8 protein-coding genes and 1 pseudogene are annotated in these 10,314 nt (G+C 73.3%); 1 reads left to right on the top strand and 8 read right to left on the bottom strand.

Annotated features, from left to right (window positions below; translation table 11 throughout):
• The 7 genes and pseudogenes from NOD94_RS25290 to NOD94_RS25260 all read right to left on the bottom strand — a co-directional run.
• Nucleotides 1-531, bottom strand: a pseudogene (locus tag NOD94_RS25290) (hypothetical protein); the annotation flags it as partial.
• On the bottom strand, nucleotides 528-1,229 hold the full coding sequence (locus tag NOD94_RS25285; RefSeq protein ID WP_281208396.1) for a flavoprotein: 702 nt from the start codon (nucleotides 1,227-1,229) through the stop codon (nucleotides 528-530). The gene NOD94_RS25285 and the pseudogene NOD94_RS25290, both read right to left, overlap by 4 nt.
• Before the next feature lie 5 nt (nucleotides 1,230-1,234).
• Complete coding sequence (locus tag NOD94_RS25280; protein ID WP_281208395.1) at nucleotides 1,235-2,200, bottom strand: LLM class flavin-dependent oxidoreductase; 966 nt, start codon at nucleotides 2,198-2,200, stop codon at nucleotides 1,235-1,237.
• A 159-nt stretch (nucleotides 2,201-2,359) separates the two neighbouring features.
• A complete protein-coding gene (locus NOD94_RS25275) occupies nucleotides 2,360-2,545 on the bottom strand; it encodes an LxmA leader domain family RiPP (protein WP_281208394.1) in 186 nt (61 codons plus the stop codon).
• 56 nt (nucleotides 2,546-2,601) lie between these two features.
• The gene (locus tag NOD94_RS25270) at nucleotides 2,602-2,982 is read right to left on the bottom strand and encodes a helix-turn-helix transcriptional regulator (protein ID WP_281208393.1); all 381 of its coding nucleotides are present in this window, start codon (nucleotides 2,980-2,982) and stop codon (nucleotides 2,602-2,604) included.
• A 183-nt stretch (nucleotides 2,983-3,165) separates the two neighbouring features.
• Entirely contained in the window at nucleotides 3,166-4,224 is a 1,059-nt protein-coding gene (locus NOD94_RS25265; protein ID WP_281208392.1) for an AI-2E family transporter, read from the bottom strand.
• 37 nt (nucleotides 4,225-4,261) lie between these two features.
• Nucleotides 4,262-6,445 (bottom strand): SpoIIE family protein phosphatase, encoded by a 2,184-nt coding sequence (locus NOD94_RS25260; protein ID WP_281208397.1) that lies wholly within the window; start codon nucleotides 6,443-6,445, stop codon nucleotides 4,262-4,264.
• Nucleotides 6,446-6,581: 136 nt separating this feature from the next.
• Here NOD94_RS25260 and aspS point away from each other — a divergent pair, with 136 nt between their 5' ends.
• Nucleotides 6,582-8,405 carry an aspartate--tRNA ligase gene (aspS, locus tag NOD94_RS25255; RefSeq protein ID WP_281208391.1) on the top strand — a complete coding sequence of 608 codons (1,824 nt, stop codon included), beginning with the start codon at nucleotides 6,582-6,584 and terminating at the stop codon, nucleotides 8,403-8,405.
• Nucleotides 8,406-8,486: 81 nt separating this feature from the next.
• Here aspS and NOD94_RS25250 read toward each other — a convergent pair whose 3' ends face one another.
• Nucleotides 8,487-10,280, bottom strand: coding sequence for a VWA domain-containing protein (locus NOD94_RS25250; protein WP_281208390.1), 1,794 nt, complete (start codon nucleotides 10,278-10,280; stop codon nucleotides 8,487-8,489).
• Between the last annotated feature and the right edge of the window lie 34 nt (nucleotides 10,281-10,314).

Below are 10,314 nucleotides of genomic sequence, written 5' to 3'. Positions count from 1 at the left end.
AGATATAAAAATTTCTTCAAACATTATGCCACTACACGAGGATCTTCCGATCGCGGCGGTCGTGCTCCCCGACAGCCAGGCGTGCAGTCGGACGGCGGCCCGCGCGGGCCGGCGGGCCTCCTCGGGGACGGGTGTGGCGTGCAGCGCGGCGAGCAGCGCGCCGACCTCCCGGAGGGTGTCGTGCAGCGCGCGCGGGCCGCCGGGGACGGCGTGCGGGCCCCCGCCGGCGATGAGCCGGTGGGCCACGGAGTACGGGCCGGGAGCGGCGTACGTCCGGGCGCCGTCCGGCGCCGCCGTGCCCATCAGCAGGCGGGTGCCGGGGGCGGCGGAGGCCCGCTCCACGAGTGCCCGCAGGCGGGCGGTGACCGGGGTGAAGGGTTCCGGGGCCCGCGGACCGGGCCGGCGCAGCCAGTGGTGGCCGCCGTCGGGCAGGGCGGTGACGGTGGTGGCGAGCAGGCCGGTGGCGTAGGCGTCGACGACGACCGGGTCCGGCACCTCTCCGCCCGGCCCGGCGTTCGGGGCGGCGCTCACGGCGTCGGCTCCGCGGTGAGGCGGTGGTGCAGCGCGGCCAGGGCGTCGAGCACCTCGGGCAGCGGGGCCGCGGCCCAACTGTCGGTGCGCCCGGTGGTGAGGCTGAGCGCGGGCACCGGCGGGACGACGACGCAGTTGGGGCGCTCCGCGAGGGACTCGACGTGGCGGCGGTAGGCGTGGCTGCGGACGCCGCCGGGCGGCAGCGCGGGCGCGACGGCGACGGGCGCCGCCGTGCACTGCGCGGTGAGCAGCGACGGGCTGTCGGCGAGGCCGAGCGCGAGGCGGGCGGTGTACGAGAACGTCGAGGGGTGGACGAGTACGGCCTCGGCCCATGCGGTCAGGTCGACGTGCGGGGCGCGCAGGACGGGTTCCTCAGGCCAGGCGTCGACCATGGTGCGGCGGCCCGTGAGCAGGTTGAGGGACTCGCGGGTGACGAAGCGCTGCGCGCTGCGGGTGAGGACGGTCTGGATCTCCAGCTCGGGGTGCGTGGCGCGCAACCAGGCTATCCAGGAAGGCAGTTCGGCGGCGGAGACGGAGCCGGTGGCGATGAGGAGGAGCCGGGTGAACCCGAGCCCGACGGGCGCGGTGGGCGCGGCGGGCGCGGTGGCCTCGGGGGCTGCGGCGGCCCCGGTACGCGCGGCGGCGCCGGTACGTGAGGTGGCGTCGGCGGGGCCGGTGTCCGTGTTCTGCTCGGTCACGGCGGTCACCACCCGTTTCCGGTGAACAGCGCGTCCAGGTCGCGCAGTACGGCCCGAGGGCCCTCCAGCCTGCCGAGGCCGGCGTTGTTGAGGACCACCTCGTCGACGCCCGCCGCGTGGAAGGCGGCGACGCCCGCGGCGATGTCCGCGGCGTCGCCGGTGAGGGCCCCGCCCGCGGCGAGGAGGCTCGCGGCGGTGGCCGCCGGGTTCTCGGTGTCGACCGTGACGCCGGCGCGGGTCAGCATGTCCCGGTAGTGGGGTGCGGCGAAGTGGTCGGAGCTGCCTGCGGCGAGGACGGTCAGGGGGTCCCTGCCGTCGGCCGCGGCGGCCATGGGGACGACGGACACGACGCGCGGCACGGGCCGGCCCGCGGCCTCGGCGCCCTCGCGCAGCGCGGGGACGATGACGTCGCGCACGTACGCCGGCGGGGTGAGCCAGGTGATCGCCACGTCGGCGGTCCCGCCGGCGAGCCGGGCCATGCCGGGCCGCAGCACGCCGAGTCCCACCTCGACGCGGGGTGCGGGCGCGGGCGGGAGGGCGCCGGTGTAGGAGAAGTAGGTTCCGCGCTGGTCGACCTCGTCGCCGTCGAGCAGTCCGCGGACGATGTTCAGGTATTCGCGGCAGGCGGTCAGCGGGCTCCCGTAGGGCTCGCCGAGCACCATTTCCTGGAGGACGCGTGCCCCGGGGCCGAATCCGGCGGTGATCGGGTGGCCGGACGCCGCGGCGAGGGTGCGGGCCTCGATGGCGGCCTGTACGGGATGGCGCAGCGGCATCAGCGAGACACCGATCCCGAAGGGGACGCCCAGCCCCATTCCGCTCAACTGCGCGAGGATCTGGTGCTGTTCGTTGAGGAGCGCCTGTCCGTGCCACAGTGCCCGTGCTCCGCGCCACTGGACGAACGCGGCGAACGGCGCCGCCTGCTCCGCGCGGGTCGGGACCATGGGCAGGAGAACAGAGACGCTGCGGCTCATCGCCGCACCTCCGGGAGTCGCGGAAGGGGAAGGGCAGGAAACAATGGGCGGTGCCCGGCCCGGGTACTGCCCGGGACATGGGGCTGCGGCGGTCCTGGGCGCCTTGCTCGCGCCCAGGACCGCTCGGATCAGCCGTTACCGGCCGCCCCTACTGCTGGTTCAGCAGCCCCACTTGACGGACGCGGCGGTCGCCGCGACGCTCGCCTTGGTGTAGGCGATGGTGGTGAGGGTCGGCGTGATCGCCGGGGCGTCGGCCGACGCCTCGAAGTTCAGCTCGGCGGCGTCGGCGTAGGCCTCGAAGCCACCGACGAGCTCCATGATGCTGACGTTCTCGATCTTCTGCATTGTGCTCTCCGGATCATTGGAAACGCCCGCCTGTCGTTCCGGCGGACGTTCCTCAGTCAACAACCGTGGGCAGCCGTACGGATATTGGCCCTTGGGGAGTTGTCCCTTGGTGAGGTGTCCTTCGGGACAACGTGCCCCGTGCAGATGAGCGGGTGGTGCAGGTGGGCCATCAGCGCGGCTTCGAGCCGGGAACTGACGCCGAGCTTGTCCACGATGCTGGCCACGTGGGCCTTCGCGGTCCGTTCGACGACGCCCAGTTGCCGGGCGATGAGCCGGTTGGGCATGCCGTGGCCGAGCAGTGCGAGCACTTGGCGCTCGCGCCCGGTGAGCGTCCCGATCCCCCGTGGATCGTGGACGGCGCCGCGCAGCTGCGCGCAGTCGCAGTTTCCCGTGCCGTGTGCGTCCATTTCCGTCAACTCGGCGTGCTGGTCAGGCACTTGAGTGGCGGTGGACGTGCGCTCGGATTCCATGGTGCGCAAAGCAGTCACTCTCCCCCGATGGACTGTTCGAAATGCGATCGTAATCATCGGGTAACGGGAGGGCAAAATCCCGGTGGGTGAGACACCTCACATGCTAGAGCGGGAACGGACGACCCCTCAGATCGGCTGTCCGACCTGCGGTTATGCGCCCGCCGGGCCGGGCGCCGGCGCCCCGTACCGGGCCCGTAGCTCGGACACCACCCCGAAGGCCGCCGCCGTCAGCGGCACCGCGAGGAGCATGCCGAGGATCCCGGCGACGCTCGCCCCGGCCGTGATGGCCAGCATGACCACCGCCGGGTGCATCTGCACCGTGCGGCTCTGCACCATCGGCTGGAGGACGTACCCCTCGATCATCTGGACCACCAGCACCACGCCGAGCACCCACAGGGCGATGACCCAGCCCCGGTCGGCGAGGGCGACGAGGACCGCCACCGCGCCCGACAGGAAGGCGCCGAGGTAGGGGATGTAGGCCGTCACGAACACCAGGGCGGCCAGACCCGCTGCCCCCGGCACCCGGAGGACCAGCAGGCCGACGCCGATCAGCACGGCGTCGACGAGCGCGACGAGGGTGGTCCCGCGCATGAACCCCTCGACGGCCACGAACGCGCGCCGGCCCATCGCCTCCATCAGGTCCCCCGAGCGGCTCGGGACCATCGAGCGCAGGGTGCCCACGGCCCGGTCGGAGTCGCGCAGGAAGAAGAAGATCAGCACGAGCGCGAGCAGGGCCGTCGCCAGCAGGGTCGCCACCACGCCGATCCCGGAAAGCACCCCGGAGGCCGCCGTCCCGCCGAACTTCGCGATCAGGTCCCGCGAGTTCTTCGCGACGTCCTCCACCGAGGTGCCCACCGCCCCGAAGTGCTCCGCGAGGCTCCGGCCGGCCTGCTGGAGCGAGGTCAGGATCTGGTCGCCCGTCCTGACGAGCGCGAGGACGACCACGTACGAGGCGCCGCCGACCACCCCGACCACGGCGAGGCAGGTCAGCGCCGCCGCGAGCGAACGGTTGACCCCCATGCCGATCAGCCGCCGGTGCGTCGGCCCGAGCAGGGCCGTCCCGAGCACGGCGAGCAGCACGGGCGTGACGACGGTCCGGAGGACGACGCAAATCCACACGACGACGGCGAGCACGGCGGTGGCGAGCAGGACCACGGCACACCAGGCGGCGAGCCGCCGCACGGCCTCGGGCAGCAGGGGAGTCGGCACCGCTGTATCGAACCACGGTGATCGGCGCCGACCCGGGTCAGTCGAGCGGGTCGGCTTCCGGCTTGGACCGTTCGTGCAACTCGAACCAGATCGACTTGCCCTCGCCCCTCGGGTCGACGCCCCAGACGTCGGCCAGCATCTCCATGAGCAGCACTCCGCGCCCGCTCGACGCCATCTCACCGGGCTGCCGCTTGTGGGGCAGCTCGTCGCTCCCGTCGGCCACCTCGACGCGCAGCCGCCGGGTGCCCGGGTCGCCCGCCGCCTCGGCGACCAGCAGCGCGTCGCCGTCGGTGTGCACCAGCACGTTCGTCACCATCTCGGAGACCATCAGCACCGCCGAGTCCACCTGGTCCGGGTCCGCCCAGTCGTGCAGGAACTCCTGGATCTGCCGGCGGGCCCCCGCGATCCGCCCGGGCTCCGCCTGGGCCACGGTCAGCATCGTGCGCCGGGAGGCCCGCGCCGGGTGCACCGGCGGGGTGCCGCAGCCGCAGCCCGAGCCCTCGCGGCACAGCAGCACCACCGCTATGTCGTCCTCGCGGCGGTCCGCGAGCGGCCCCGTGGTGTGGTGGGAGGACGGCCCGTGCACCGCCTGGACCAGGAGGTCCGCCATCCGTTCCAGGTGCGCCGGACCGGGGGCGGTCGCGTCGCCGCCCGCCGGCCGGGCGGGCTCGGACTCCAGGATCGCCCGCAGCCGGGCCCAGCCCGTGTCGTGGTCGTGCCCGCCGGTCTCGATGAGCCCGTCGGTGCACAGCATCATCGTCTCGCCGGGCTCCAGGACGAACCGGGTCGTCGGGTAGTCGGTGTCCGGGACGATCCCGAGCGGCAGCCCGCCCGCCGTCGGCCGCAGCAGTACCGTGCCGTCGGCCATCCGGACGGCCGGATCGGGGTGGCCGGCGCGGGCCACCTCCAGCGTTCCCGTCTGCGGGTCGCACTCCACGTACAGGCAGGTCGCGAAGCGCGGCCCGAGGTCCTGGCCGGCGTCCTCCTCGCGCTCCTGCGAGGAACACAGCCCGGCGAGGAAGCGGGAGGCCCGCGACAGCACGGCGTCCGGCCGGTGGCCCTCCGAGGCGTACGCCCGCACGGCGATCCGGAGCTGTCCCATCAGCCCGGCGGCCCGTACGTCGTGCCCCTGGACGTCGCCGATCACCAGCGCGAAGCGGCCCGAGGGCAGCGGGATCATGTCGTACCAGTCGCCGCCGACCTGGAGCCCGCCGCCGGTCGGGACGTAGCGGGCCGCGATCGTCATCCCGGGTACCTCCGGACCGAGCTGCGGCATCATCGACCGCTGGAGCCCCGTCGTGAGTTCCCGCTCCGATTCGGTCACACCCGCCCGCTGGAGGGCCTGGGCCAGCATCCGGGCCACCGTCGTCAACACGGACCGCTCGTCGGGCGAGAAGGACACCGGGTGCTTGAAGGCGGCCATCCAGGCCCCCATGGTGCGTCCGGCGACGATCAGCGGGAGGAAGGCCCAGGAGACCCTGCCGAACCGCTGGGCGAGCGGCCAGGCGGCCGGAAAGCGCCGTTTGTAGTCCTCGGGGGTCGGCAGGTAGATCGCCCGCCCGGTCCGGACCACCTCGGCGGCCGGGTAGGCCGTCTCCAGGCCCATGTCGGTGAAGGGGCCCTCCTCCCCGGAACCGTGCCCGTGGTGCCCGATGACCGACAGCCGGTCGCCCTCGACCCCGAAGACCGCCAGCCCGTCCGGGTTGAACCCCGGCATGGACAGCGAGGCCGCCACCCGGAGCACCTCCGACGTGGAGCGCGCCTCGGCCAGCGCCCGGCCGGCGTCCAGCAGGAACGCCTCTCGGGAGCGCCGCCAGTCGCCCGTGATCGGGGTGTGCACGGCGGTCGTGCCGGGCTGCGGCTCGGCGATCTCCTGGATGGTGCCGATCAGCTCGTAGTCGACCCGGCCCCCGGGGGTGCGGCGCTCCACCGGTTTCGAGCGGCTGCGCACGGTGCGCAGGACCCGCCCGTCCTCGTCCATGATCCGCAGGCGGGCCTCCGCGAGGGTGTCCTCGGCGACCGCGAGGGTGACGATGCCGTTGATCTCGTTCCAGTCCACCGGATGGAACCGCGACCGCACGGCGACCTCGGGCAGCACGACGGGCTCGGCGGGCAGCCCGAGCAGCCGGGCGGCCTCGCCGTCGAGCGTGACCTTCCCGGAGGCGTTGTCCCATCGCCACAGGCCCGTGGCGATGGCGGCCAGGACGTCCTCGGTGCGCACCCGGTCATCTTTACAGGTCATCCCAAGGACCTGCCTGTTCGCGGCCCTCTCCGGGCGCGCCAACGCGGTGTCCCGCCCGGGCGGTAACCTGGGGACGGTTGAATCCTCCCTGGTATCGCGTAGAACTGGATGACTGATGCATCGGTACAGGTCCCACACGTGCGGCGAGCTCCGTGCTTCCGACGTCGCCTCCGACGTCCGGCTGAGCGGCTGGCTGCACAATCGTCGAGACCTGGGCGGCATCCTCTTCATCGATCTGCGTGACCACTACGGCATCACGCAGCTCGTCGCCCGTCCCGGCACCGCCGCGAACGAGGCGCTCAGCAGCGTCACCAAGGAGACCGTCGTCCGCATTGACGGAAAGGTCGTCTCCCGCGGCGCCGACAACGTGAACCCCGAGCTCTCGACCGGTGAGGTCGAGGTCGAGGTCACCGCCGTCGAGGTGCTCGGCGCGTCCGCCCCGCTGCCCTTCACGATCAACACGGACGACGGGGTGAACGAGGAGCGCCGCCTGGAGTACCGCTTCCTCGACCTGCGCCGCGAGCGCATGCACCGCAACATCATGCTGCGCTCGGCCGTCATCGCGTCGATCCGCTCGAAGATGGTGGCCCTCGGCTTCAACGAGATGGCGACCCCGATCCTCACCGCGACCTCCCCCGAGGGCGCCCGTGACTTCGTCGTCCCGTCCCGCCTGAACCCGGGCAAGTTCTACGCCCTGCCGCAGGCGCCGCAGCAGTTCAAGCAGCTGCTGATGATCTCCGGCTTCGACCGGTACTTCCAGATCGCGCCCTGCTTCCGTGACGAGGACGCCCGCGCCGACCGCTCGCCGGGCGAGTTCTACCAGCTCGACGTGGAGATGTCCTTCGTCGAGCAGGAGGACGTCTTCCAGCCGATCGAGCGCCTGATGACCGAGATCTTCACGGAGTTCGGCAAGGGCCGCGAGGTCACCTCGCCCTTCCCGCGGATCCCGTTCCGCGAGTCGATGCTCAAGTACGGCAACGACAAGCCCGACCTGCGCTCCAAGCTGGAGCTCGTCGACATCACCGACGTGTTCGAGGGCTCGGAGTTCAAGGCGTTCGCCGGCAAGCACGTGCGCGCGCTGGCCGTCCCGGACGTGGCCGCCCAGCCCCGCAAGTTCTTCGACGGCCTCGGCGAGTACGCGATCTCCCTCGGCGCGAAGGGCCTGGCCTGGGTCCGCGTCGGCGAGGAGGGCGCCCTGACCGGCCCGATCGCCAAGTTCCTCACCGAGGAGAACGTCAAGGTCCTCACCGAGCGCCTGGGCCTCGCGGCCGGCCACGCGGTGTTCTTCGGCGCCGGCGAGTTCGACGAGGTCTCCAAGATCATGTCGGGCGTCCGCGTCGAGGCGGCCAAGCGTGCGGGCCAGTTCGAGGAGAACGTCTTCCGCTTCTGCTGGATCGTCGACTTCCCGATGTACGAGAAGGACGAGGAGACCGGCAAGATCGACTTCTCCCACAACCCGTTCTCCATGCCGCAGGGCGGCATGAAGGACCTGGAGGAGAAGGACCCGCTCGACATCCTGGCCTGGCAGTACGACATCGTCTGCAACGGCATCGAGCTGTCCTCCGGCGCCATCCGCAACCACGAGCCCGAGGTCATGCTGAAGGCCTTCGAGATCGCCGGTTACGAGGCCGAGACCGTCGAGCGCGAGTTCGCGGGCATGCTGCGGGCGTTCCGCCTCGGCGCCCCGCCGCACGGTGGCATCGCCCCGGGCGTCGACCGCATCGTGATGCTGCTCGCCGACGAGCCGAACATCCGCGAGACCATCGCCTTCCCGCTCAACGGCAACGCCCAGGACCTGATGATGGGCGCCCCGACGGTGCTGGAGGAGACCCGCCTGCGCGAGCTGAACATCGCGCTGCGCAAGCCGGTCGAGACCAAGACCTCGGAGCGTCCGATCTCCGACGCGGTCATCCCGGACGCGGGCTCCCCGCGCGGCTGAACCCCGTAACACGCGAAGGCGGCGCCCCCTCCGGTCGGAGGGGGCGCCGCCTTTCGTCATGCCCGAGCTACCGGGGCGCTGCTAGAACCGGTCGAGCAGGCCCTTGAGGAGCGTGGCCGAGGCCAGCTCGGTGGGCGCGGGACCGGCGTGGAAGAAGCCGGTGTTCGCGGTGTCCAGCTTGCGCACGAAGTCGAAGGCCTTCGAGTCGTGGTCGCCGAACGCGACGAACTGCCAGTGGACCTCCGGAGAGTCGGACGCGGCGTCGACGATCGCCTGCCGGGCGGGCTGACGGTTGTCGGGCGCGCCGTCCGTCTGGAAGACGACCAGGGCCGGGCCCGAGCCGCCGTCCTTCCGGTACCGCTCCAGGACCGCCTCGACGGCCACGTGGTAGCTGGTGCGGCCCATCCGTCCGAGCTCGGAGTGCCGGGCCTCGACCCAGGCCGCGTCGTGCGCGTCCAGGGTCAGCTCGGCCGTGCCGTCCACCTCCGTGGAGAAGAACACCGTGTGGACGGTGGCCTCCTCGTCGAGGTGCGCGGCCAGCGCGAGCGCGTGGTCGGCGAGGTGCTGGGCACTGCCGTCCTTGTAGAACCCGCGCATCGAACCCGACCGGTCCAGCACCAGGTACACCTTGGCCCGCGCCCCGGCCCGGTCCTTGCCGCGCAGCACCTGACCGGCGGCCTTGTACGCCCCGCTCACCCCGGGCGCCCGCCGCCGCACGGCTGCCGCCGCGACGGCCGCCCCGAGCCCACCGACGGCCACCGCGGGGGTGATGTCGGCGGGCTCGACGGCTTCCGCCGCCACGGGTACGGGTGCGGGCTCGACGGCTTCCGCCGCCACGGGTACGGGTGCGGGCTCGACGGCTTCCGCCGCCGCGGGCGCGGGGGCCTCGGGTGCCGGCTCGGCGGCCACCGGCTCCGCCACGGGCTCGGGTGCCGCGGGCGCGACCTCGGCCGCCACGGGTTCCGCTTCGGGCGCGGAGTCGGCGTCGGCGGTGACCACGGCAGCCGCAGGCAGGGGCTCCGGCTCGGGCTCCGGCTCGGTCACCGGTTCCACCGGGGCGGCGGGCACGGGCTCCTCTACGGGTGCCTCGGCCGCGGGGGCGACTTCCGCGACCGGGGCCGGTACGACCGACTCGGGCTCGGCAGCAGCTTCCGCTTCCGCCTCCGGGGTGACGGCCTCGACGGCCGGTACCACGACGGCCGCTTCGGCCTCGGGCGCGACCTCGGCCACGTCAGGGGCCCGGAGTTCGGCTTCGGCGTTGGAGTCGACGTCGGCGGCGACGGCGGCCGGAGCCTCCGCGGCAGGCGCCTCGACCACGGGTGCGGAGTCCTCGGACGCGGCCGGTACGGCCACCTCGGCCTCGGGCTCGACGGCGGCCGGGGGCTGAACCTCGGCCGCGGCAGCGGGCTCGGCAACGGGCTCCGCCCCGGCGGCGACGACCGCCGGAGCCTCGGCCACGACCTCGGCCGGGGGCTGAACCTCGGCCGCGGCAGCGGGCTCGGCAACGGTCTCCGCCCCGGCCGCGACGACCGCCGGAGCCTCGGCCTCGGCCTCGGCCACGACCTCGGCCTCGGCCACGACCTCGGCCTCGGCCGCGGGCTCGGCCGCCGGCTCGGCCTCGGCGTTCGGCTGGGGTTCGGGCACCGCGGCGACGGCCGGGGGCTCCTTCGCCTCCGGACCCGTCGCGGCCGGCGTCGGGGTTTCGCCGCCGCCCTGCGGGGACTGCGGCGTCACCGGCCGGCGGGCCTCCGGGACCGTCGGGTCCGCGGCGGGCGCGGGGGCGGTCATGACCGTTCCGGGCTCGCGGTCCCGCGGTGCGGGCTGCGGCGGAACCGTCGGATTGTCGAAGGACGCCGCCACCAATTCGGCGGCCACGTCCAGAGGAGTGCGTTCCGTCTGGCTTGGAAGG

The sequence above is a fragment of the Streptomyces sp. Isolate_45 genome (assembly GCF_024721315.2).
GTDB lineage: Bacteria > Actinomycetota > Actinomycetes > Streptomycetales > Streptomycetaceae > Streptomyces.
This window is presented reverse-complemented; position numbering and strand designations above follow the sequence as displayed.